The sequence below is a fragment of the Flavobacterium sp. AC267 genome, assembly GCF_979258715.1.
In genome coordinates, this window is the sequence record NZ_OZ409875.1 from 1025528 (window position 1) to 1050213 (window position 24686).

Sequence of the window (24686 nt, forward strand, 5' to 3'; positions counted from 1 at the left end):
AACTAAAAATAGATTCATTTTGTAGATAAGTTGATATCGTTGCTATTTGTTGAAAATGGCATTTTTGATATTGATAACTTTTCCAAAAATTCCTGAAACTTTATTAGGTTTTCTAATTCCAGTTTTGGATTAGGCTTTTTTTCGACACAACCAAAAAAAACTTCTAATTTTCTTTCTGAACTTATTAACAAATAATGTTAACTTAAAGTTAATTGAATATCAACGAATTAGGTTTCGCTATTAACACTTCAAAATTTTAACAAATATTCTGTTTATTCTTTATTGATAATGAGATAGTTATAGAGTTATTAAAATTGTTGATAAGTGGTAAGATTCTGACAGTAAGATAATTGTAAAATAAAGGTTTTTGCAATAGAATTGAACAAATTTGTTAGAGCTGTATTTTTACTTCTTAATAATGTTATAGGTATTGTTAAAGAAAAGAAATTAGTGAAAATTGGTAAATTCGTGGCAAACATTTTATTAATTGAGTAAATTTGTACTACACAACTTAATAGTATAGAAAAAATGAAAATTTCAATAGGAAACGACCACGCTGGACCAGAATATAAAAAGGCAATTGTTGCAATGCTTGAAGCTAAAGGATATGAAGTAACTAATTATGGAACTGATACGGATGCTTCTGCTGATTATCCTGATTTTGGACATCCAGTTGCAAATGATGTATCTGAAGGAAAAGCAGATTTTGGAGTAGTAATCTGTGGCGGCGGAAACGGAATTGCTATGACTGTTAATAAACACCCTAAAGTAAGAGCTGGTTTATGCTGGACTAAAGAAATTGCTTATTTGACACGTCTACATAATGATGCTAATATTGTGAGTATTCCAGCGCGTTTTACTTCTATTCCTCAGGCAGTTGAAATTGTTGAAACCTTTTTAACAACAGCTTTTGAAGGTGGAAGACACCAGAATAGAGTAAATAAAATTGCTTGTTCGTAAAACGTCAAAAAAAGCGGGTGCTTCGCACCAATAAGATATAAACACACCGGGCGGATTTTTAAAATTCATCCGGTTTTTTATTTTTTAAATATTTTAAAGACAGTTATTTATAGTTGATTTTAGAGGTTATCAACAATGTTAATATCTATATATTATGAGTGTATTTCAAATATATAATTACAACCTGAACTAAAATAATGTATAGGAATTTCATAATAAATGTAGTTTTACTCGTTTTATGTCTAAAGAATAACATTCCTGCAAACAAACCAATTGTCCCACCAATAAAGGCAAGAAAAAATAAGGCGACTTCTGGGATTCTTCTCTTATTTCGTCTGGCTAGAAATTTATCATAACCAGTGATAATAAACGTGAGGACGTTTACAAATAAAAAATATAGTAATAAAACTTTCATTAGGTAATAATTAAAAACAAAGATATTATATAGTCGAAAGTTACTACAAAATTTAAAAATTTAATATAAGTTTTAATTTAATTATATATATTTTCTTATAAAATTTATAATTAGTAAAAAATGCGAGATTTTACAAGAATCTCGCATTTTTTACTAATTTAGCATAAAACTGTTATATGTTAGAATATCCACCAATATCGAAATACGACAATAATACTATAAATTTACTCACTCAGCTTACATTGTCGGGTGAGTTGAAAGAAATCAATGATGAATATTTATATTGGGATAAAGTAAAATATAAAACAAAATCTATTGAACCTGAACAATATTGGAATGTTGTTAAATTATCTCGATCATTAAATAAGCAAAATATTTTATTCGGAACATATTCTTTTAATTTTAATGTTACGGATTACATTCTTAGACTTTTACATCATTTTGATTTACATATTGGAGGAAATCTAGGAAGCAATATAGGTATAAATGATACGGACAAAAATAAATTTCTGATCAGTTCAATAATGGAAGAAGCTATTTCTAGCAGTCAAATGGAAGGTGCAAATACCACTAGAAAAGCGGCAAAAGAAATGATTCAAAAAGAGCGTAAGCCAAAAAACAAATCAGAACAGATGATTATGAACAATTATTTCACAATGAAATATATTGTTCAACATAAAAATGATAATTTAACCCCAGAAAATCTGCTGTATATTCATAAGCTTATTTCTAACCATACATTAGAAGATACCGAAGATGAAGGCAGATATAGACAGAATAATGATATTTATGTGGTAGATCATTCAAATAGTGAAGTAGTACATACACCACCAAAAGATGAGGAAATACAAAAATTAATTAATGACTTATGTTTGTTTTTTAATGAAGAACAAAAAACGTTTATTCATCCAATTATTAAAGGGATTATCATTCATTTTATGATAGGTTGGATACATCCTTTTTCTGATGGTAATGGTCGAACAGCTAGAGCATTATTTTATTGGTATATGCTTAAAAATGGTTACTGGCTTACAGAATATTTAACGATTTCTACTATTATAAAAGATACAAAAGTACAGTATGAAAAAGCTTTTTTATATTCAGAAATAGATCAAAATGACCTTACTTATTTTATAACTTATCATATAAAAACAATGGAGAAGGCTTTTACAGCTTTGAAAGAATATATTGGCAGAAAACAAAAAGAAGTAATTCAAGCGACAAAATTTATTAAAATACCAAATGTAAATGAGCGTCAAGCACAAATTTTAAAAATTTTAAATGAAGATTCAGATAGGGTTTTAAGCAGTAAGGAAATTGAAAATAGATTCGGAATTTCAAATTTTACAGCTAGAGCTGATTTAAATAATCTCGAAAATTTAGGGTTTCTAGAAAAAATACAAGTTAATAAAATAAAACACAATTTTATTAAATCAAAACAGTTTAATAAAATTTTAAAATCATATAAATTATAAAAAACGCGAGGTTATCGTTAAATCTCGCATTTTTTACATCTTTTTTAAACAATAAATAAATGACTAATATTCAATTTATTGCCAAATCTGTTCAGGCACCACCAATCAGCATTCAAAACACTGTAAAATTATTAGAGGAAGATTGTACTATTCCGTTTATTTCCAGATACCGAAAAGATTCGACTGGAAATCTAGATGAAACTGTAATTGAGCAGATTGCAAAATTGCAAAAAGACTACGATACACTTGTAAAACGTAAAGAAGCCGTTCTAAAATCTATTGAAGAACAAAAAGCACTTACGCCAGAATTGAAACAAAAAATTGAACAGAGTTTTGATCTTCAGGAAATTGAAGATTTTTACCTTCCGTACAAAAAGAAGAAAAAACAAAATCAGATGTTGCGCGTGAATTTGGTTTAGAGCCTTTGGCAAAAATTATCATGTCTGAAAGTGATGCTGACGTTGATTTTATTTCGACACAATACATCAATGAAAATGTTATTAATGAAGAAGCCGCTATGCAGGGCGCGCGAGATATTGTAGCCGAATGGATCAACGAAAATATTTATGTTCGTAAACAGCCGCGTAGATTATATCAGCGAAAAGCAACCATTGGAACCAAAGTTGTAAAAAAGAAAGCAGAGGAAGAGGGAGCACAAAAATTCAGTCAGTATTTTGATTGGGAAGAACAGTTAACAAAAGCGCCGGCACACCGATTATTGGCAATGCTTCGTGCAGAGAATGAAGGGTTTATAAAAATGAAAATTGATGTTGATATCGACGAAGCTTACGATGTAATTGACGAAATCATTATTAAAAAACAAAATAATACAACAGCTCATTTGCAATTAGCGATTGAAGACAGTTACAAACGTTTATTAAATCCGGCGATTGGAAATGAAACTTTGCAGGAAGCAAAAGCAAAAGCCGATGCCAATTCTATTCAGGTTTTTGCCAACAATTTAGGGCAGTTATTATTGGCGCCGCCTTTGGGAGAAAAACGTATTTTGGCAATCGATCCTGGATTTAGAAGCGGTTGTAAAATAGTTTGTCTGGATGAAAAAGGCGATTTATTATACAATGAAACGATTTATCCGCACGCTCCTCAAAAGGAGGAAGCAATGGCGATAAAAAAAATTCGTTCGATGGTAAATGCGTATCAAATTGATGCAATTTCTATTGGAAACGGAACTGCTTCACGCGAAACCGAATTTTTCATCAAAAAAATTGCATTCGACAAACCGGTTCAGGTTTTCATTGTTTCTGAAGCAGGAGCTTCGGTTTATTCGGCATCAAAAATTGCAAGGGAAGAATTTCCAAATTATGATGTAACGGTTCGTGGTTCGGTTTCGATCGGAAGACGACTTTCAGATCCGCTAGCCGAATTGGTAAAAATTGATCCAAAAGCTATCGGCGTAGGCCAATATCAACATGATGTGGATCAAACCAAACTTAAAGAAGAATTAGATAATACGGTAATTCGGCGCGTAAACTCGGTTGGAATCAATATCAACACAGCAAGTAAACATTTGCTGAGTTATGTGAGTGGAATAGGAGAGAAGCTGGCAGAAAACATCGTACAGTATCGCTCAGAAAATGGCCCGTTTGAAGATAGAAAACAGTTGAAAAAAGTACCTCGTTTGGGTGATAAAGCGTATCAGCAAGGTGCGGCATTTATTAGAATTACAAATGCTAAAAATCCGCTGGATAATTCGGCAGTGCATCCAGAAGCTTATTCGGTTGTGGAAAAGATGGCAAAAGATTTGAAACTTTCGGTAAACGATTTAATTGCCAATAAAGAGAAAACAGCGCTTATTAAAGCCGAAAACTATATTACACCAGAAATTGGTTTGCTTACGCTAAAAGATATCATAAAAGAGCTTGAAAAGCCCGGATTAGATCCAAGAAAGTCGGCTAAGGTTTTTGAATTCGATGCAAACGTAAAATCGATCAAAGATGTGAAAACGGGAATGATTCTTCCGGGAATTGTGAATAACATTACCAACTTTGGCTGTTTTGTTGACATCGGAATCAAAGAAAGCGACTTGGTTCACATTTCTCAGTTAAAAGCTGGATTTGTGAGCGATGTTAATGAGGTTGTGAAATTACATCAGCATGTCGATGTAAAAGTAACTGAGGTTGATGAAGATAGAAAAAGAATTCAGTTGACGATGGTACTCTAAGAAATTCCAATTTTTTAAATTCCAAAACTGGAATTATTAAATAAAAAAACTCCCAAGTTACAAATTGTAAATTGGGAGTTTCTATTTTAAGATTATTTCAAAATCACTTTTTTAGTGACACTTTTAAAATCATCATTTGATATTTTGACGAAATAAACTCCTGAGGCATAATGGCCTAAATTGATCTCGGTTGATTCTGATATTGTTTTCTGCTGGTGAATCACACTTCCAGAAGGAGAAATTACTGAAATAGTCGATTGCTGAGGTGCACTAACCGTGATTCGATCTGCACTCGGGTTTGGGAAAAGCGTAACAGTAGATTTTTCAATATCAAAATTTTCATTGGACAATGTGGCGTTTAGAGGCAAATAAAAATTACCCGTTAGTAAAAAGGAGTATAATGTTTTTAAAGTATGATTAAAGTAGCTGTTTGGCTCATTGAGGTTTTTTAAATCGGCATAAGAATCATTTAAATGCTGTTGATTTTCGCCCGCCATCACCGCGCAGGCAAATGAGCCAACGAACGTAGCATTATGCCATTGTCCGCGCAATGAACCGTCTTGGTTATAACCATCTTTAATGTTTGATGTGCCGCCCAAATTTAGACGAACAAAATCGGATGATTTTTTAGCATATGCTTTGGCATCAGCATTTCCGTACCATACATAATCTACCGCAATACGCCAAGGCGTTCTGGCAACATCATAAGTATAACTTTTTCCGCCATTATTATATACTCCAGCTTGCGACGAATAGGCTCCAGAAGCTTCACACCAGTCAGAAACTAAACCTCCTACGGCATTGTTTTGAGTTAAATTATTGTTGATAACTGTATACGATTTCGCCACAACTTGATTCCAAAAAGCGGTATCATTTGTAAAAATACCAAAAGCACGGTAATAAGCAGGAGAGAAGTAAGAAGGATTTGTAATCTGGTCGCCACCGAATTGATCTCCAGGTTTTAAAACATACGTATTAGCTTCTACTTCGTAATTTTTAATCGCAGTAATTAAAGCTGTTGCATCACTTTTATAATTGATATTTCCAGTGCTTCCCCATTGATAGTCGGCAACTATGAGGGCAAAAGCGACATCAAGTTCTGCATCTGTAGCACCGTTTTGACCGATAGTTCCAGAACAGTCGCTAATTTTCCAGTTCATAACTTTGTTGCCGTTTACATTATCTTTGTAATACAGCCAAAGTCCGTCAAAAAGAATTCTATCTGCTTTATACGCAGAAAGAAGCATGCCGTAAGCAATTCCTTCGGAAACAGTTTGAGAAGGATCGTCAAATTTTACTCTGTATCTTCCGTTAGAACAAGATTCTACAAAATTAATTTTCCAAGTATCATAATTGTTTTGAGCATCTAGACTGTTTTTAGACGATGCCATTAAGCCATTGTTGAATACAATATTGGCAGGAAACGGTTGCTTTTGTGCATTACCTTTGAGACACAAAAATGCAACAGTAATTAGAAGTAGGTTTTTCATAATTATTGTTTAATGGATTTAGGGACTCTAAAAGTAAGATTTTTTAGATATAAAAAAAATCCCAGACTGCAATTTTTACAAATTGCAGTCTGGGACTTGTTAATAAGTTGAAGGTTACTATTTCGTTTCTTCTTCTTGTTTCTTAGCAGCAGGTTGATCGTCTTTAGCGGCGTTTTTAAATTCCTTAATTCCACTTCCTAAACCTTTCATTAATTCTGGAATTTTTTTACCTCCAAAAAGTAATATCACAATACCTACTATAACAAGGATTTCTGTAAGACCTAATCTTCCCATGACTGTATATTTAATGCCGAAGCAAATTGATTATTAAGTTTTCACCGCAAAGGTATATAGAAATATACGAACTAGTTGTGTTTTTGGTTTAAAATATTTATATAATACCACGTTAAATATTTTATAAAATAGTAAATTAAGCAGATTCATACCACTTTGCCAAGCATTATCAATATGATTAATTACTATATTTGCTTGATTAAAAAAGTGCAATGGCTAAGAAAAAGAAGAAGAATTTAAGGAAAAAATTATTCATTAAAAACCGATTGGTAATTTTGAATGAAGATACTTTTGAGGAAATCTTTTCCTTTAGGCTTACTTTAATGAACGTGTTTGTAACGTTTACTTTAGGAGGAATTTTTTTAATTTTAATTACAACTTTTATAATTGCCTTCACCCCGCTTCGAGAATTTATTCCAGGATATTCTTCGACAGAGTTAAAAAGAAATGCGACCAAATTGGCGATCAAATCAGATTCGCTGGAAACTGCTTTACGACAAAATGAAGCTTATATAAAAGGTGTTCAAAAGGTTTTAAAAGGCGAAATGGAATATTCGAAATTCAATAAAGATTCTATTTTAGCAGAAACAGTTGAGGATGCTTCAGATTTAAATATGAAAGCATCTGATGCTGAGATTAAATTAAGAGAAGAAGTAGCAGAAACTGAAAAAGAAATGAAAACTAAATCTCAAGAAAAAAAAGAAAAGTGACAAAAAATAATACCACATCAAATGTCAATTAAAGGAATTGCAGCAAAATTATTTGCTAGTAGAATATATAACCAAACGCAGGCATGGGCCCAAAAACCTGTAGAAACACAAGAAAAAATCTTTAAAAAGCTTGTAAAAGAAGCCAGAGAAACAAGTTTTGGTAAAGATCATCATTTTGGTCAGATTAAAACTTTTCAAGATTTTCAACAAAATGTTCCAGTAAGAGATTATGAAGATTTAAAACCTTATATAGAAAAAGTAATAAAAGGGGAGGAAGATATTTTATGGAAAGGAAAACCACTTTATTTTGCTAAAACTTCTGGAACTACTTCTGGAGCTAAATTTATTCCGCTGACTAAAGAATCGATGCCGTCTCATATTGAAGCGTCGCGAAACGCGATTTTACATTATGTACATGAAACTGGAAATACAGATTTTATATATGGAAAAATGATTTTCCTGCAAGGAAGTCCGATTCTGACTGAAAAATACGGAATTAAATTTGGAAGATTATCTGGAATTGCGGCACATTTTGTTCCAAGATATTTACAGAGAAACAGAATGCCGTCTTGGGAAACCAATTGTATTGAAGATTGGGAAACCAAAGTTGATGCTATTGCAGAGGAGACAATTAAAGAAAATATGACCGTTATTTCTGGAATTCCGTCATGGGTTCAAATGTATTTTGAGCGTTTACAGCAAAAAAGCGATGGAAAGAAAATAGGCGATATATTTAAAAATTTTAATTTGTTCATTTACGGAGGTGTTAATTACGAACCGTATCGCGCGAAGTTCGAAAATATGATTGGCAGAAAAGTAGACAGTATAGAATTGTTTCCTGCTTCTGAAGGATTTTTTGCCTATCAGGATTCTCAAAAAGAAAAGGGAATGCTTTTGTTATTGAATTCTGGCATTTTTTATGAGTTTATAAAAGCAGATGAATTTTTTGAAGAAAACCCAAAAGTACTAACAATTGGTGAAGTAGAAATAGGTGTAAATTACGTTTTAATTGTTTCTACAAATGCCGGACTTTGGAGATATAATATTGGGGACACGGTTCAGTTCACTTCTTTATTACCGCATCGTGTTATAGTTTCTGGACGTATCAAGCATTACATTTCTGCTTTTGGAGAACACGTAATTGCAAATGAAGTAGAGAATGCAATGAAAGATGCTGTGGCATCAACCAATATTGTTATCAACGAATTTACTGTTGCGCCGCAAATTAATCCTTCAAACGGATTGCCATATCACGAATGGTTTGTTGAATTTGAAAATGAGCCGGAAAATATGGAAACTTTCGCCGATGCAATCGATAATTCAATGCGTAAACAGAATATTTACTATGATGATTTAATTACTGGAAATGTTTTAAGAAAAGTGGTGATTACCAAAGTTTCTAAAAACGGTTTTCAGGATTACATGAAATCGCAGGGAAAATTAGGCGGACAAAATAAAATTCCGAGATTGTCGAACGATAGAAAGATTGCAGATAATTTGAGATAATTTTATATACTATTTTACTTATTAAATAGTTATTGATTCACATAAATTCGGATGGATAACTAAATCAAAATTTAATGAGTCAAGGAAAATTTCAAAATAAATATCGTATTTCTTCGATAAGAGCGCAATGGTGGGATTATGGCTGGAACGGAGCCTATTTTATAACTATTTGTACACAAGACAGAAGGCATTATTTTGGAGAAATTCGAAACAATGAAATGGTTTTATCACATGTCGGAATTATTGCCGATTTATTATGGCATCAAATTCCCATACATCATGATAACGTTGAATTGGGTGATTTTGTGGTCATGCCAAATCATATTCACGGAATTTTGATTATCGATAAACAATTGGATAACGTTTATACGGATACAGGGCGTGTAGATACAGGGCATGCCCTTTATGTACCATCATCATCGCCAGGTTCAAAACGTTTTCAAAACATTGGAAAAAACACCATTTCGTCAATTGTTGGATCCTATAAATCTGCGGTAACAAAACACGCCAATAGATTGGGATATCCACATCAATGGCAAAAATTATTTTATGATAATATCATTAGAGACAATAATCAATATCAAAGAATTTCTGATTACATTGTTTCAAATCCAGAAAATTGGACAAAGGATAAATTTAAAACAGATGGTAAATCCTAATTTGAAATAAACGTTATAATTAAATCACATTTTTAGTTTTCGATTGAAATAATATTAATATTTCCTACTTTCGTTTATCGAAATACTTTTCATCTTCTTCCAAAAAGAAGATTTTTAAAATAAAAATACATGAAAGAAACCAAACATATATCAAGATCAAGAGCGCAGGAATCATCTGCGGCTATAGAAAAAATGTACATTACCATGCGTCATTTATTCAACCGTGGGTTTTATAAACCAATGGGAGTTTCTGGCGACAGCTTACGCGAATCATTACTGGCATTACGTCCTGAAATTTATGGAAATATTGCAGAGGAAAAAGTAGAATTAAACGGACTTTTGTACGTTATAGAACGTCTTCCTATCGGGATTGAGCAATGTCGTTTTATCAATTTAACTTCAGACGAAGGTTATTCTAAATCGCATTTTCAGGCAATTGTTCCTCCAAAAAGAAGAAGAAACTGCTACAGAATTGACGAAGAACAAATGAATGTCGAAATCACTCGCGACCGTTCGGATATTTATGATATCTTGACGCATTTGACTTTTATTTTTATTGAATCTCATAAAATTAAAAATAGAGTTTTAATTGACGATGGAGGAGAAGTTTCTCGCGACTGGCAGAAATTGGAACAAGCTGTTATGCAGACCAAAAAGCTTTCTCTGGTCGAAAAAGAAAAAGCGATTTCGCACGTTGCTAATATTTTAGCAAGAACTTTCGAAGAAGTTTTGGATATTTACGACGCTTTTGGTTCAGAAAATGCACCAGACCGTTTTCTGCATGTAATTTATTGGTTAGGAAAACTGGCAATTGAAGAAATTGTTGAAAACAATAAACGCACAATTACTTTTAGTCCGGTGTTACGTGAGCGTTTAGGACATCATATTCACGGAGAAATCTGGGCAACTAATATAAAAGAAGTTCTAAAAGCAAACGATTTATTAAAAAGACCAATTCACGTCATTAGTGCAAACATGCACAGTGTAATGAATTCGATTTTTGCAACACCGTTGTTAAAAAATAAATTTAAAGGCAAAACAGATTTCTTTATTTATGAAGAATTAAGCAGTTCAGGCTCAAAAGAAATTAGAGGTCAGGTAGAAGAATTGGCTCTTAAAAACGGAATGATTTCATTGCCAGATTATTCTGGAACAAATATCGACGTTCAGATTTTTGATACTGCCAAAATTGATTGGTCAAAAACGGCATTTTCGTACGCTAATATAGATGAAGATAAACCCGTTATAATCGTAATGGATTATGCGTTTGGCGAGCAGGCTTATGAAACAATTGATGAGCTTTTAAAACCATTTAAAAAAGAAACTTTACTAAATGTAAAATCGGTTTCGATTATGGGTAAAGCTGGAATTCTAGAAGGAGGAAAAGGAGATATTATGATCCCGACCGCACACATAAATGAGGGAACGGCAGATAATTATTTCTTCGAAAATGAACTTACAGGCGCTATGTTTGAAGGAAATGACATTGATATTTATGAGGGTGCAATGGTTACGGTTCTTGGAACTTCATTGCAAAACAGAGATTTATTAAAATTTTTCCACGAATCAACCTGGGGAGTAATTGGTCTTGAAATGGAAGGATCATATTACCAAAAAGCGATTCAGTCGGCATCTAAAATTAGAAAAAGTGTGCCTCACGATATTAAAGTTCGTTATGCCTATTATGCTTCAGATAATCCGTTAGAAACAGGAAGTACATTAGCTTCTGGAGGATTAGGAACAACTGGCGTAAAACCAACTTATTTGATTACAATTAAAATTTTGGAACAGATTTTCAACATAAAAGAACCAGTGTAAATGAGTACAAAAGTACCGCAAAATTTAGAGGATCAAGAGATTGATTTAGTTCAGATTTCTAAAAAGATCAGTAATTTTTTGGACAGGGTTAATAGTTCTATTTTTAGAAGTATTCAATTTTTTCTAAGAAACTGGATTATAGTTTTAGTATTGATCGTTACAGGTTTTGCAATTGGTTGGTATTTAGACACAATAAGAAAATCATACAGTAATCAAATTATTGTAGAACCAAATTTTGAGAGTGTTGATTATTTGTATTCAAAAATTGATCTCGCGCAATCAAAAGTTATTTCTAATGATACTGCTTTTCTAAAAACGGTTGTTGGCATTAAAAAACCGAAACTGATTAAAAAAATCCAAATCAGACCTATTGTAGAAGCATATAAGTTTGTAGAAAACAAAGAACGTAATTTTCAATTACTAGAACTTATGGCAGAAAACGGAGATATCAATAAAATTTTGATAGACACGTTAACAAGCAAAAATTATAGATATCATACTATTTCTTTCATAACGAGCGAGGGAGGAAATAATAAAGAATTTGCTGTTCCAATTTTGGATTTTTTGAACAATTCGGAATATTTTAATATGATTCAGCAAATTGAATTCAAAAATTTGCAGACGAGTATTGTTCAAAATGATTCAATTATAAAACAGATCAACACCGTTTTAAGTAATTTTTCTAGTGTGACAAAAGGAACTCAAAAGAATGATAAACTGGTTTATTATAATGAAAACACACAGTTGAACGATCTTATTAAAACCAAACAAGCATTAATTGAAGAGCAGGAAGAAACCGGCTTAAATTAATCAGTTACAATAAAACGATTAAAGAAATTAATAGCACGATTAATGTAGAAAGTAAAAAATCGCTAAATAGTAAGCTGAAATTCTATCTGCCAATTTTATTTATTTTGCTTTTTGTGCTGTTAAATTCATTTAAAGCATTTTATAGAAAACAGCTTTTACTTTTAGAAAAAGAAAAAAACAAATAATATAATTTTTTTAAAGATGAAATTAAAGATCATTTCAATCTCTCTTCTAATTGCCTTAATACTATCATCTTGCGGAAAAAAAGAAGAAAACACCGCCAAGAAAAAAGATATTTTTACTGTTACTATTGAAGGTGTTTTTGCTAAAAATGATAAACTGCAGGTTTTTTATTTAATAGAAGGCGGTGAATGGAAAGATGAAAACTCCGTTTTTAGACCCGTTTATGCATCAAACGAAATGCAAAGAATCGCAATCAATTTTCCGGATAAAGTTTTTCCTGAGAATATTCGAGTAGATTTAGGATATAATACTACACAGCAAAATATTACGATTAAAAATATTTCTATAAAACACAACTCAAAAGTAATCAATGGTGATTTTGATGATTACAAAAAGTACTTTTATAGCAATGAGTTTGTTACTTGGGATCCAAACTATTTTGGTTATAAATTAAGCACCATCAATAATCAGTATGATCCTTTTTTAATGGGTAATAATGAACTAAAGGATGAACTGCAAAGACTTAAATACTAAACATATACCTATTAAATACAAGTAAAGAAAAGATGCATTTTAATTTTAAACTTATTTTGAATAACGAAAAAATTAGAGAGTATCTTTTTTTATTGGACTTTTATTTTTAGTCTATCTGCCAAAAGGAGGTTTCAAATTCGCGGGTGTACCTTTCACTTGGGGATACTTGTATTTAGGTTTAATTTTTCTTCTTTTAATCATAATATTGCTAGAAAAAAAGACCTTTTTAGTACAGTCCAGACATCTTATTTGTTATCTGGCGACACTGCCATTTGTATTGTATTTTTCTCTAAATCTGATTTTTAGAGGGTATGCGGGCTCTCTAGGAAATCTTGTGGCTTTTTATGTTAGTTTTGCCTTCCTTCCGCTGTTTTTTTATCTTTTTTTAAGTCCTTTTCTAAAGAAATTAGATTTTTCTTATATAGAGGAAAAAATAGGTCAGGCGGTATTTTTGGTTTCCTTATATGGTGTTTTGCTTTTTATTTTCAAGCAAGTTACAGGACATTATATCGAAATTCCTTACGTTACCGTGAATGCAGGAGATTTGGGAACATTAGAGGGAAAGTATAATATGAGAGGTTCGCTTTATAAGTTGATTTCTACTTATAATAATGGAAACATTTTTGGGGTTTGTATTTTAATGCTGTTTCCTATTTTTCATCAAAAAAACACTTCTTATATAAAACTTGGAATCGTAATTCTAGCTTTAATACTGACATTATCAAGAACGGTGTGGCTTGGATTACTGTTTTATTTTATTCTAATTTACAAAGACAGTATTTTCAGACTGATTAGAATCTACGCTTTTCTAGCATTAATTTTAATCGTGATCGGAACATTTTTCATGAACCGTTATTTTCAATATGGCTCCTTATCAGGGTTCATTTTAGATTCAAAATTAGGAGGAAGAATTGAGCAGATCAGACAATTGAGCGGTTTGAGTTTTTTTGGAAAACAAACCTTTAAGTTTATTGAAGAAATTGTATATCTGTCTATTTTTAAGCGACTGGGTTTTGTCGGAATCGTTTTGTTTTGTCTCTCTTTTTTTATGCCGGTTTATATTGCCATTACAACCAAAAACAACAATTTCTTATATTTAGTTGGCTGTTTGGTTTATTTATTTGTTCTGTCGCAGTGATGGCTGTATGTTGTATATACCTACATTAGTGTTTTTCTACTTCATTTCTACAATGATTTTTATTTCCAAGAATAGAACCGAGAAACAAAACATCACATAAAAAGTAGCTGTAAATTCCGTATTGTCTCACTAGAATATTTTCTGTTATAAAGGAAATAATAAATAAAATAGTTAGAGACAAATACAAGTAATTATGGTTTTTAACGGCATATTTTATTTTTACAAACAAGGTCGAAATAAAAGCCAAAAGCATAAATATTCCGCCTTTTAGCAGATAGTCTAAATATTGATTATGCGAATTAATCTTAAATTTAGTGAGCTCCAGACTATGAAAAGGAACGTAACATTCATTTAGTTTTTCCTGAATCAGATTAAAATTCATTCCTAAAAAATTAGAGTCGTAAATTAATTGTGAACTGCAAGACCAAGCAACGTATCGAGTTGAATTTTTATACGAATTTTCGAATAGAAAATGAATATCATCTATATAACGTCTGGACAATAAAACAACGGCTGTAAGGACAAATAATAAGGCGAAAATCACTTTTTTGGAAATGGTTTTGTTCTGTTTTTTCAACAATAAAAGTCGAATACCAGAAATAATAATAAGTCCAACAATAATATTTCTAGAATTGTAGATGATTAATCCTGAAAATAGCATCGCAAACATTATAAAAAACAAACCTCTTTTGTAGACAGAAAACTGTTTAAAAGCGGAACAAAGATCTGCTAAAAATAAAATAGCAATGGCAATCCACAAACAGATATAAGTACCATGAATTTTATTGTAAAATTCTAAATTATAGCGTGCTATATACCAATCAAAATGATGATTTGGAATGTCATAAATGTAAAAAGCCAGGAAGTATAAACACAATAAACTCAAAGAAATGCAATAAGCAAATTGTATTTTTTTTAAGTCTTTAAAAAATGTTTCGACTTGATATAAATAAAAACTTAAAAGAGGAATAACAAATAGGAGCAAACTTTCTGCTGTAAGTTTCAAACTTTTAGAACTAAAAAAAAACATATAGTATAAAGCTGAAATGACAAAAGAAAATAAAAAAGGGGCATTTTTTTTTGAAATTTTAAAGTCTTTAAACTTAGCCAAACTTATCAATAATAAAACTATTACAATCATCATGACAGACTGAAAAGCTTCTACAAAATATATAAGAGAAGAAAATACAAATAGAATAAATAAGGGCTTAATAAGCTTTTTTGAAAAATTCATTTTAATCAATTTTATTCTTGAAAAAATTTAACTCATCGTTTTTAACTATTGCAAAATTCAGATAAGCAGTTATAAATATTTCGGTTAAAATTAAAGAAATTATAATGCCATATACTTCTTTTATGTAATAACACATTGCAAATGAAAGAAGGATATTTATAATTAGTCCGTAAATATGTGCGTTAAAATATGTGTTTTTTTTATGGTGCAGTAATAATGACATGTAAGCGGATTGATTCAATGCACTAATAATCGGAATTGGCGCAAGGTAAGTTAAATAAAGAGAGGAATTAACGGTATATTCTGAACTTAAAATACTAATAATTAAATTCGGAAAAACAATTAATAAAAGACCTCCAAAACCGTACATTAAAAAATAAGACCAAAAAACAGATTTTAGGAAATGGTTGAGCTGTTTTATTTTTGAAATCCCAATTTCGCAAGCTTTAAAATAAACGCCTTGAAATAAGACACTAATTGATTGTTTGCAAAGCATGATAATTTTCTCTGCAACATTATAAATTCCAACAACTGTATTGTCAAAAAATACACTTAGAATTATAGTACTGGAATTGATAAGTGCACAAATGGTAAGATTGGTTAAAAACAATTTGTGACCAAAAACAAGTTCCTCACGTATTTCGAATAAAGAAGAAAAACTATACTTAAAATCATTTTTTTTGATTAGATAAATAGTAGAAAAAATGAAAATAAGAATATCCGAAATTCCCAGATAATAAAAAACAAATTGATAATCATCTTTTTGTTTCAGTGTTATAAATATTAGTGCAATACAGCCAATTTTTACAATTGAATTGATAATGAAATAAGGAAAAACTTTATCTAATCCAATAAAAAAACAGAGGTTATTCTGTGATCTGGAAAATAAAAAGACCAGAAGCGAAAATGAAAATATAAGATTGTATTTTATTTCAGAACATAGAACAAAAACAAGCAACAAAAGTATGGAGGGCAAGAATACTACAATCTTGCAATTAATGATTTTTGAAATGTATTGGTTAATTAAATTGGATTCATTTTTTACTTTCTGAATTTCTATAGGGGCAAATGCATACCAAGAATAATCATACAAAACAGACACAATATTGATAAATGCCATTGATACTGCTATCAAACCGTAAATATCAATTCCAAATGTTTTGATATAAAACGGAATTAATAACAATGGAAATAATAAATTAATAAAATTTATTCCAAAGCTCAATGATATGTTTTTAAGCACTATAAAGTTCGTTGTTAAATTTAAAACACAAAGTTGATTTTTTATTTCAAGCAAATACAAATTAAAATTATATTTTTGATTAAATCAGAAAATGTAAGTTTTTTTAATATAAAAATGACACAAGGATATAGTATCGCAATTCCCGCTTACGGCAGACCAAATGAATTTGAAGATTTATTAAAATCTATTCATGAAATGGATATCTCTGCCAAATGAAATTACAATTTGCGAGGATTTTTCGAAAGAAAGAGCTGAAATAAGGTCTGTTGCAGAAAAATATCAGGTCATTTTTAATGCTAGAAACGTAGTTGTTTCTTATATAGAAAACGAAAAAAACTTAGGATATGATGCCAATATTCGAAAATTAATTGATCTGGCTCTTTACAAATGGGTCATACTAATTGGTAACGATGATTTGTTTTTGAAAAATGGTTTAAGTGAAATTGACGATTTTTGTAAAAGAAATCAATCTATTGCAATGGTTTCAAGACCGTTTATCCGTTTTGAAAAAGACATAAATAAACCGCTTGGCATTTCTAGATTTTTACCAAATGAAGCTATTATTGGAAAAAAAGATTCGCCAAAACTGATCTTCAGAATTTGCGGATTTGTTGGAGGATTGGTTATTAATAAAGAATGGGCAAAAAAACTTGCCACAGATAAATACGATGGAACATTGTTTTACCAAATTTATCTTGCAGCACATGCTTTTTGTACAACAGGAATTGGTTATTTAGCAAATCCTTCGGTAGGAGGAAGAGCGGGAAATCCGCCATTATTTGGAGATTCGGAAAAAGATGGAACGCTTCATATTCCAGGATCTTATTCTGCAAAAGGAAGAGCTTCTATGTGGAAAGGAGTTTTGGACATTGGAAAAGACGTTGGTAATTTATATAATATTGAAATTCGAGAAGAACTGCGACAAGAATTAATGGTGAGACAATCCTTTCATGTTTTTGAAATGAATGTTGGAGTTTCGAAAGAAACACTAAAAGAACTAAAATCTGAATTAAAAAAATTAGATTTGTTCGACCATTGGATTCCAAAAGCCTTATACTTTATAAATATCACATTTGGTAAAAACGCTTATTACGTTTATTATCTCACAAGAAAAATAATGCAATAAAAATGAAAAAAGCCCTAATTAGTGATTGGTATTATGTAAATGGCGGTGCAGAAAAAGTAATTCATTCAATAAACTCAATTTGGAATGATTTTGATCATTTCGCGCTTATTGATTTTTTGAATGATGAAGATCGCAAATTTATTTTAAATGGAAAAAAAGCAAAAACCAGCTTTATTCAAAAACTACCTACAGTAAAAAAAATCACCGCAAATTTTTGCGGCTATTTCCTATTGCAATAGAGCAATTTGACTTAAGCGATTACGATCTAATAATCAGTTCTTCCTCAGCTGTTGCAAAAGGAATTAAAGTCGATAAAAACCAACTGCATATTTGTTACTGCCATTCGCCAATGCGTTACGCTTGGGATTTAAGGGAACAATATTTAAAAGACGCCGGATTAACCAAAGGCTTGAAGGGATTGTATGCGAAATCAGTTTTAGATAAAATCCAAAAATGGGATCTTTCGAATTCAGAAAATGTTGATTTTTTTATTGCCAATTCAAAACATATTGCCCAGCGAATCAAGAAAACCTACAATAAAGACTCAACGGTTATTTATCCGCCTGTTGATGTTGATTTTTTTACTTTAGAAGAAACAAAAGAAGAGTATTATTTTACCGCTTCTCGAATGGTTGCGTACAAAAAAACGCAGTTAATTGTAGAAGCATTTAATCAATTACCACATTTAAAACTGGTAGTGGCAGGAGAAGGACCCGAATTAGAAAAACTTCAAAAAATTGCAAAAGCTAACATAGAATTTGTGGGTTATGTTGAAAATAAAAAATTAAAAGGTTTAATGCAGAAAGCCAAGGCTTTTGTTTTTGCGACCGAAGAAGATTTTGGCATAATTCCCGTTGAAGCACAAGCTTGCGGAACGCCGGTTATCGCTTTATCAAAAGGAGGTACTTTGGAAACCGTTATTAAAGATCAAACTGGGATTTTCTTTGATGAGCAATCTTCAGAAAAAATTAAAGAAGCAATAATTAATTTTGGAACAAAAAAATTCGATCCCAAAATAATACGCGAACATGCCGTTTCATTTTCAAAAGAACGATTTGAAAGGGAAATGAAAAAATTCGTAGTAACAAAATTTAAAGAACATAAAGAGCTTCAATAATAAGATAAATTCAAAAAGGCTGACTTAAAAAAATCTCAAATCAGTTACATTTGTGATGTAAATAATTAATATGAAAAGAATACTTATCACTGGAGCAACAGGTTTTTTAGGATCGCATTTATGTGACAGATTTATCAAGGAAGGTTACTTTGTAATCGGGATGGATAATTTGATTACTGGAGACCTTAAAAACATTGAGCATTTGTTCAAACTAGAGAACTTTGAGTTTTATCATCATGATATTACAAAATTTGTTCATATTCCAGGTGATTTAGATTATATCCTTCATTTTGCTTCGCCGGCAAGTCCGATAGATTATTTAAAAATTCCAATTCAGACTCTTAAAGTAGGATCTTTAGGAACGCATAATTTATTAGGCTTAGCGAGAGTTAAAAAAGCAAGAATTTTGATTGCATCGACTTCTGAAGTTTATGGAGATCCTTTGGTTCATCCGCAGACAGAAGAATATTATGGAAACGTAAATACAATTGGGTACGCGCGGTGTTTATGATGAAGCAAAGCGTTTTCAGGAATCGATAACAATGGCGTATCACACTTTTCATGGTGTAGAAACCAGAATCGTTCGTATTTTTAATACTTACGGACCAAGAATGAGATTAAATGACGGACGTGTAATTCCAGCATTTATCGGACAAGCATTACGCGGAGAAGATCTAACCATTTTTGGAGACGGAATGCAGACACGTTCTTTTTGTTACGTAGACGATCAAGTTGAAGGTATTTTTAGATTATTGCATTCTGACTATGTTTATCCGGTAAACATTGGAAATCCTGACGAAATCACGATCAAAGATTTTGCTGAGGAAATCATAAAACTGACAGGAACAAATCAGAAAGTGGTTTATCATCCTTTACCAATAAACGATCCGTTGCGGCGTCAGCCAGACACGACAAAGGCAAAAGAATTGTTAGGCTGGGAAGCAAAAGTGAGCCGTTCTGAAGGAATGAAAATTACCTACGATTATTTTAGATCATTGTCTCCAGAAGAACTTTCAAAAGAAGAACACAAAGATTTTTCGAGTTATATAAAATAACAACAAAATTCTGCAAAGATTAAAATCTAATGAACGATTTAGTATCTATTTTAACGCCAACATATAATACTGAAAAGTTCATTAGAGCAACGATAGAATCAGTTCAAAATCAGACGTACCAAAACTGGGAAATGATTTTGGTCGATGATGCTTCTACAGATAAAACAGTTTCTATTATAGAAGCGTTTGCTCAAAACGATTCCAGAATAAAATTATTCAGATTATCGAAAAATTCGGGAAACGGATTTGCTAGAAATCAAGCTTTAGAAAAGGCTTCAGGAAAGTATATCGCTTATTTAGATTCCGATGATATATGGTTTCCTCAAAAATTAGAGAAACAGATTCAGTTTCTAAAAACGAATAATCTGCCGTTTACTTTTAGCTTTTACGATTGTATTGATGAAGAAGGAAATAATTTAAACAGAAGAGTTGAATCACCGCATGACCTTTAACATACAGACAATTGTTTTTCTGCAATTATGTAGGCAATCTTACTGCTATTTATGATACCGAATATTTTGGAAAAATCAAATTAGAATCTTCGGAAAAAAGACAAGATTGGAGGATTTGGCTTACTATTTTAAAACAAATTCAAGTTACCAAGCCAGTTCCTGAACCTTTGGCATTTTACAGAATTAGAAAAGATTCTATTTCTTCATCAAAATTCAAATTGATCAAACATAATTTTGGCGTTTACAGAGAATTTCATGATTCTAACATCATTTTTTCTGTTTTATTGATGATGAGGTTTTTGTTTACTCAGTTGATAATCAAACCAAAATATATAAAGAAGATTTAAAATTGAACTTGAAGTCACAATTTGCGACTTCAATTTTTTAAGTTCACAATTTTTGATCTTAAAGAAATAATTATTTTTTATAACCAATTTTCACTCTTTCAGATTCATTTTCTTTTTTCTCCGTTAATTCATCTAGATAAGAAAATATCAATTCAATATTTTTATCATGATTCTCTAACTTCTTCTGAATATGCAGAATATCAACTTTAATTTCTGTTGTATCTAAAAGCATTTGCCTCACTTTCGTGAAAATACGCATGATTTGAATATTGGTTTGAATTGCTTTGTCACTTTTTAGAACGCTAGATAGCATTAAAACGCCATGTTCAGTAAAAGCAAAAGGCAGATATTTTTGATGTTCACCTCTTCCTTTCTTTAAGGTCGCAAATTGCGACCTTAAAGAATTGTATTCATTTTCAGTTAGTTTAAACATAAAATCAATGGGAAAACGTGATAAATTCCTTTTTACCTGTTCGTTTAATCTTTTAGTTTCAACCTCATAAAGTGAAGCTAAATCAAAGTCAAGCATTACTTTTTGACTGCGAATAAAATATATTTTATTTGAAATTGTTTCTTCAGAAAGTAAAGAATGATTATCCATAAGTTTTAATTATAAAAACAAATGTAAGATTTTATTTATAAATAAGATTTAAACTGTTTTAATTTCCCACGATTGGTTCTTTCTAAAACAATTTTTCTTTTAAAAGTGAAGTTTAAATTAGGTTCTAAGTATAAATCAATTGCTTCTTTTATTTTTTGAATTTGTTCTGAAATTAATTCATTTTCAGCAACATATTCAATTTCAAAAGTGTTTAATTTTGTTTGTTTAATAATAAATTCTTTTACATTTCCATCGTCTTCAATTATGCTTTTTGTCACGTAATAAAAAGTTAAACCAGGTGATTTTTTGCCACTTGGTAAAACGGCAACATCATTGGTTCGTCCAATTAATTTTTTTAGAATAGGTTTTTGTAATGTACTTTTTTCATCTAGAATTCCGATATCGCCAATTTCATATCTAATAAAAGGATTTGCTTTATTGAACAGAGAAGTAATTACAATGCGGCCTTCTTCCCCATAAGGGAGAACATTATTATTTTCATCTAAAATTTCGACAAAAAGAGTTTCAGAATTTATCTGCCATTCGCCCTGAGGATTTTCAAAAGCAATCAAATCAAGTTCAGATGCTCCGTATTCATTAATGATAGGAATACCAAATTGTTTTTCCAGTAACTTTTTATCAGACTCAAAAAGCATTTCTGAAGTAACAAAACAAGCTTTTAACGTCGGACAGATTTCCTTCAATACAATATTTTTCTTTTCTAAATATTTAGCAAATAAAACAATCGAACTAGTATAACCATTGATATAATCGAATTTTTTCGATTTGAATTTTTTTAGAAACTTTCTCAGAATTTCATCAGATAAATCGAAAACCGGAAATCGGAAACGATGGGTGAGAAAATCTTTAAAACGTTCTTTTTGATAGCCAATAAAATCCATCGGAATACCGTAAAAACGGGCTTGGTAAGAATGATTAAAATCAATTCCAAACCATCCGAAACGCATAATGTTAGACGCCCAGGTTAAAGAATGGGAATACTTATCTTTTGCAAAAACAAACGGAGTTCCACTCGATCCGGAAGTTTTGTTGAGGTAGATGTTTTTTTTTGAAAAACCTTTGGAAAGTCTTTCTTCCAATGGCTTCTGAAGATTCTGTTTATTCAAAATCGGCAGATCTTCCCAATTTTGAACAGAAGTATTTCCAACTAATGCTCGCATAGAAAGAATTATTTTTTAAATGAAAATCAACAATTTCTTTCTTCTTATTTTCAAGAAACGAAGCATATTCAGATTCAGAAAACAGAACAATTTTATCCAATTCTGCCTTAGCTTTCTTTATAGGAAAACCATTCAAATGAAGGGAAAGATCAAAAAGACGAATCATTAAACTACTTCTTTTAAATCGTAACGTTTAATCGATTTCAATTCTTGGCCTTTATTAGATTCTTCTTGTTCAATATCAAAATCATCTTGAAGGCCCAGCCAAAATTTGGCCGAATTTCCAAAGTACTGGCTTAGACGTAAAGCTGTATCAGCTGTAATTCTTCGATTTCCTTTAATGATTTCAGAAATTCTAGTTTGCGGAATTTTCAAATCTTTAGACAAACGATATGGCGTAATGCTCAGAGGAATCAAAAATTCTTCCAACAAAATTTCTCCAGGATGTATATTTTTTAATTTTTCCATTTTAATTTTTTAATGAAAATCAACAATTTCTACACCAGAAGCACTTCCATTTTCCCAGATAAAAATAATTCTCCATTGATTGTTAATTCTTATGCTGTAAAAATCCTTTAAGTTACCGCTTAGTTTTTCTAAACGATTAGATGGCGGAATTCGTAAATCACTTAAATTTTGAGAATTATGAAGCATTCTGAGTTTTCTTCTGCCAATTTGCTGTATTTCAATTGAAGGTTTTTTGACTACAATACCATTCCAAATTTTTTCAGTTTCTTTCGAGCCAAATGAAATTATCATACCTTTCGCATTACTAACGTCAAAAGTAAGTAAAAAAAATTATTATTTAAGGTTAAAAGCAACTATTTTTGCACCACAACTAAATACAACTACACCATGACAATTTTATTATTGGGATCAGGCGGAAGAGAGCATGCATTTGCATGGAAAATGACTCAAAGTCCGCTTTGCGAAAAACTTTTTGTAGTACCTGGAAATGCAGGAACAGTCGCAATTGCTGAAAATGTGGCAATAGTCGCAACAGATTTTGAAGCTGTGAAAGCTTTAGTACTTAAAGAAAATATAAGTTTAGTAGTCGTAGGACCTGAAGATCCATTGGTAAAAGGTATTTACGATTATTTTAAAAATGACGAAAGTTTAAAACATATTCCAGTTATTGGACCATCTAAATTAGGGGCTCAATTAGAAGGAAGTAAAGAATTTGCAAAAGAATTCTTGATGAAACATAATATTCCAACTGTCGCTTACGATAGTTTTACTGCAGAAACAGTGGAAAAAGGATGTGAGTTTCTAGAAACATTACAGCCTCCTTATGTTTTAAAAGCAGATGGATTAGCGACAGGAAAAGGAGTTTTGATTATTCAAGATCTTGAAGAAGCAAAAACAGAATTACGTAATATGCTTGTTCATGCAAAATTTGGTACCGCAAGTTCAAAAGTAGTAATTGAAGAATTTTTGGACGGAATCGAATTAAGCTGTTTTGTTTTAACAGACGGAAAAAATTACAAAATTCTTCCAACAGCAAAAGATTATAAAAGAATTGGAGAAGGAGATTCAGGATTGAATACAGGCGGAATGGGAGCAGTTTCTCCAGTTCCTTATGTTGATGCTGTTTTGATGGAAAAAATTGAAACACGTATCGTAAAACCAACAATTGAAGGTTTTCAAAAAGACGGAATCGAATACAAAGGATTTGTATTTATTGGTTTGATCAATGTAAAAAACGAACCAATTGTTATTGAATACAATGTAAGAATGGGAGATCCAGAGACTGAAGTAGTTGTGCCAAGATTAAAATCAGATTTGGTAGAATTATTCTTGTCTGTTGCAGATCAAAAATTGGGAGATTTTAATTTAGAAATAGATCCAAGAAGTGCGACAACAGTTATGGTTGTTTCTGGCGGATATCCGGAAGATTTTGAAAAAGGGAAAGTAATTTCTGGTTTAGAGAATATAAAAGATTCGATTGTTTTTCATGCAGGAACAAAATTAGATAACGAAAATGTCGTTACTAATGGAGGACGTGTAATTGCTGTAACCTCTTATGGAGATAACTTTCAAGAGGCCATAAAAAAATCTTACCAAAACATAGATAAACTAAGCTTTGATAAGATGTATTTTAGAAAAGATATCGGTTTCGATTTAATTTAAAATAATTTAGAACTAACCCTTTTAAT

The 24686-nt window shown here is 31.1% G+C and carries 23 protein-coding genes and 3 pseudogenes; 17 read left to right on the forward strand and 9 right to left on the reverse strand.

Annotated elements, in window-relative coordinates; translation table 11 throughout:
- The first annotated feature begins 528 nt into the window (after positions 1-528).
- Positions 529-960 carry an RpiB/LacA/LacB family sugar-phosphate isomerase gene (locus ACZZ95_RS05400; RefSeq protein ID WP_463468311.1) on the forward strand — a complete coding sequence of 144 codons (432 nt, stop codon included), beginning with the start codon at positions 529-531 and terminating at the stop codon, positions 958-960.
- 145 nt (positions 961-1105) lie between these two features.
- Here ACZZ95_RS05400 and ACZZ95_RS05405 read toward each other — a convergent pair whose 3' ends face one another.
- Complete coding sequence (locus ACZZ95_RS05405) at positions 1106-1375, reverse strand: DUF1294 domain-containing protein (protein WP_463468312.1); 270 nt, start codon at positions 1373-1375, stop codon at positions 1106-1108.
- Between the two features lie 176 nt (positions 1376-1551).
- Here ACZZ95_RS05405 and ACZZ95_RS05410 point away from each other — a divergent pair, with 176 nt between their 5' ends.
- The gene (locus ACZZ95_RS05410; RefSeq protein WP_463468313.1) at positions 1552-2850 is read left to right on the forward strand and encodes a Fic family protein; all 1299 of its coding nucleotides are present in this window, start codon (positions 1552-1554) and stop codon (positions 2848-2850) included.
- 59 nt (positions 2851-2909) lie between these two features.
- Positions 2910-5032 (forward strand): annotated as a pseudogene (locus tag ACZZ95_RS05415) (Tex family protein).
- A 92-nt stretch (positions 5033-5124) separates the two neighbouring features.
- On the opposite strand, the gene ACZZ95_RS05420 reads toward ACZZ95_RS05415, so the two are convergent.
- A complete protein-coding gene (locus tag ACZZ95_RS05420) occupies positions 5125-6522 on the reverse strand; it encodes a glycosyl hydrolase family 8 (RefSeq protein ID WP_463468314.1) in 1398 nt (465 codons plus the stop codon).
- Positions 6523-6639: 117 nt separating this feature from the next.
- Positions 6640-6816: a Sec-independent protein translocase subunit TatA/TatB gene (locus ACZZ95_RS05425; RefSeq protein WP_057115473.1), complete on the reverse strand. Its 177-nt coding sequence runs from the start codon at positions 6814-6816 to the stop codon at positions 6640-6642.
- 212 nt (positions 6817-7028) lie between these two features.
- Here ACZZ95_RS05425 and ACZZ95_RS05430 point away from each other — a divergent pair, with 212 nt between their 5' ends.
- From ACZZ95_RS05430 to ACZZ95_RS05460, 7 genes are all read left to right on the forward strand, one after another.
- Entirely contained in the window at positions 7029-7526 is a 498-nt protein-coding gene (locus ACZZ95_RS05430; protein WP_463468315.1) for a peptidase, read from the forward strand.
- A gap of 21 nt (positions 7527-7547) precedes the next feature.
- Positions 7548-9032 (forward strand): GH3 auxin-responsive promoter family protein, encoded by a 1485-nt coding sequence (locus tag ACZZ95_RS05435; RefSeq protein WP_463468316.1) that lies wholly within the window; start codon positions 7548-7550, stop codon positions 9030-9032.
- Positions 9033-9106: 74 nt separating this feature from the next.
- The gene (locus ACZZ95_RS05440; protein ID WP_463468317.1) at positions 9107-9691 is read left to right on the forward strand and encodes a transposase; all 585 of its coding nucleotides are present in this window, start codon (positions 9107-9109) and stop codon (positions 9689-9691) included.
- Between the two features lie 129 nt (positions 9692-9820).
- Positions 9821-11509, forward strand: coding sequence for a DUF6909 family protein (locus ACZZ95_RS05445; protein ID WP_463468318.1), 1689 nt, complete (start codon positions 9821-9823; stop codon positions 11507-11509).
- On the forward strand, positions 11510-12319 hold the full coding sequence (locus tag ACZZ95_RS05450; RefSeq protein ID WP_463468319.1) for a hypothetical protein: 810 nt from the start codon (positions 11510-11512) through the stop codon (positions 12317-12319).
- A 201-nt stretch (positions 12320-12520) separates the two neighbouring features.
- Complete coding sequence (locus ACZZ95_RS05455) at positions 12521-13036, forward strand: hypothetical protein (protein ID WP_463468320.1); 516 nt, start codon at positions 12521-12523, stop codon at positions 13034-13036.
- Positions 13037-13241: 205 nt separating this feature from the next.
- Positions 13242-14174 carry a hypothetical protein gene (locus tag ACZZ95_RS05460; RefSeq protein ID WP_463468321.1) on the forward strand — a complete coding sequence of 311 codons (933 nt, stop codon included), beginning with the start codon at positions 13242-13244 and terminating at the stop codon, positions 14172-14174.
- Positions 14175-14199: 25 nt separating this feature from the next.
- Here ACZZ95_RS05460 and ACZZ95_RS05465 read toward each other — a convergent pair whose 3' ends face one another.
- Together ACZZ95_RS05465 and ACZZ95_RS05470 are read right to left on the reverse strand one after the other, a co-directional pair.
- Positions 14200-15180 (reverse strand): O-antigen ligase family protein, encoded by a 981-nt coding sequence (locus ACZZ95_RS05465; protein WP_463468322.1) that lies wholly within the window; start codon positions 15178-15180, stop codon positions 14200-14202.
- A gap of 229 nt (positions 15181-15409) precedes the next feature.
- Positions 15410-16651, reverse strand: a complete 1242-nt coding sequence (locus ACZZ95_RS05470) for an oligosaccharide flippase family protein (protein ID WP_463468323.1) — start codon at positions 16649-16651, stop codon at positions 15410-15412.
- A 190-nt stretch (positions 16652-16841) separates the two neighbouring features.
- Here ACZZ95_RS05470 and ACZZ95_RS05475 point away from each other — a divergent pair, with 190 nt between their 5' ends.
- The 6 genes and pseudogenes from ACZZ95_RS05475 (at position 16842) to ACZZ95_RS05500 (ending at position 20748) form a co-directional block, all read left to right on the forward strand.
- Complete coding sequence (locus tag ACZZ95_RS05475) at positions 16842-17777, forward strand: glycosyltransferase (RefSeq protein WP_463468324.1); 936 nt, start codon at positions 16842-16844, stop codon at positions 17775-17777.
- Positions 17778-17779: 2 nt separating this feature from the next.
- Positions 17780-18016: a hypothetical protein gene (locus ACZZ95_RS05480; RefSeq protein ID WP_463468325.1), complete on the forward strand. Its 237-nt coding sequence runs from the start codon at positions 17780-17782 to the stop codon at positions 18014-18016.
- On the forward strand, positions 17992-18894 hold the full coding sequence (locus tag ACZZ95_RS05485) for a glycosyltransferase (RefSeq protein ID WP_463468326.1): 903 nt from the start codon (positions 17992-17994) through the stop codon (positions 18892-18894). Before ACZZ95_RS05480 ends, ACZZ95_RS05485 begins: the two co-directional genes overlap by 25 nt.
- 70 nt (positions 18895-18964) lie before the next feature.
- Positions 18965-19949, forward strand: a pseudogene (locus ACZZ95_RS05490) (UDP-glucuronic acid decarboxylase family protein).
- Between the two features lie 29 nt (positions 19950-19978).
- The gene (locus tag ACZZ95_RS05495; protein ID WP_463468327.1) at positions 19979-20401 is read left to right on the forward strand and encodes a glycosyltransferase family 2 protein; all 423 of its coding nucleotides are present in this window, start codon (positions 19979-19981) and stop codon (positions 20399-20401) included.
- Between the two features lie 11 nt (positions 20402-20412).
- Positions 20413-20748, forward strand: a complete 336-nt coding sequence (locus ACZZ95_RS05500; protein ID WP_463468328.1) for a hypothetical protein — start codon at positions 20413-20415, stop codon at positions 20746-20748.
- A gap of 70 nt (positions 20749-20818) precedes the next feature.
- Here the strand turns inward: ACZZ95_RS05500 and ACZZ95_RS05505 are convergent, their stop codons facing one another.
- From ACZZ95_RS05505 to ACZZ95_RS05520, 4 genes and pseudogenes are all read right to left on the reverse strand, one after another.
- Positions 20819-21349 (reverse strand): ORF6N domain-containing protein, encoded by a 531-nt coding sequence (locus ACZZ95_RS05505; protein ID WP_463468329.1) that lies wholly within the window; start codon positions 21347-21349, stop codon positions 20819-20821.
- A 35-nt stretch (positions 21350-21384) separates the two neighbouring features.
- Positions 21385-22696 (reverse strand): annotated as a pseudogene (locus ACZZ95_RS05510) (phenylacetate--CoA ligase family protein).
- The gene (locus tag ACZZ95_RS05515) at positions 22696-22998 is read right to left on the reverse strand and encodes a HigA family addiction module antitoxin (RefSeq protein WP_095952826.1); all 303 of its coding nucleotides are present in this window, start codon (positions 22996-22998) and stop codon (positions 22696-22698) included. Before ACZZ95_RS05515 ends, ACZZ95_RS05510 begins: the two are co-directional and overlap by 1 nt.
- A gap of 9 nt (positions 22999-23007) precedes the next feature.
- Positions 23008-23289, reverse strand: a complete 282-nt coding sequence (locus ACZZ95_RS05520) for a type II toxin-antitoxin system RelE/ParE family toxin (protein WP_463468330.1) — start codon at positions 23287-23289, stop codon at positions 23008-23010.
- A 96-nt stretch (positions 23290-23385) separates the two neighbouring features.
- Here ACZZ95_RS05520 and purD point away from each other — a divergent pair, with 96 nt between their 5' ends.
- Positions 23386-24660 carry a phosphoribosylamine--glycine ligase gene (purD, locus tag ACZZ95_RS05525; protein WP_463468331.1) on the forward strand — a complete coding sequence of 425 codons (1275 nt, stop codon included), beginning with the start codon at positions 23386-23388 and terminating at the stop codon, positions 24658-24660.
- Positions 24661-24686: the final 26 nt, after the last annotated feature.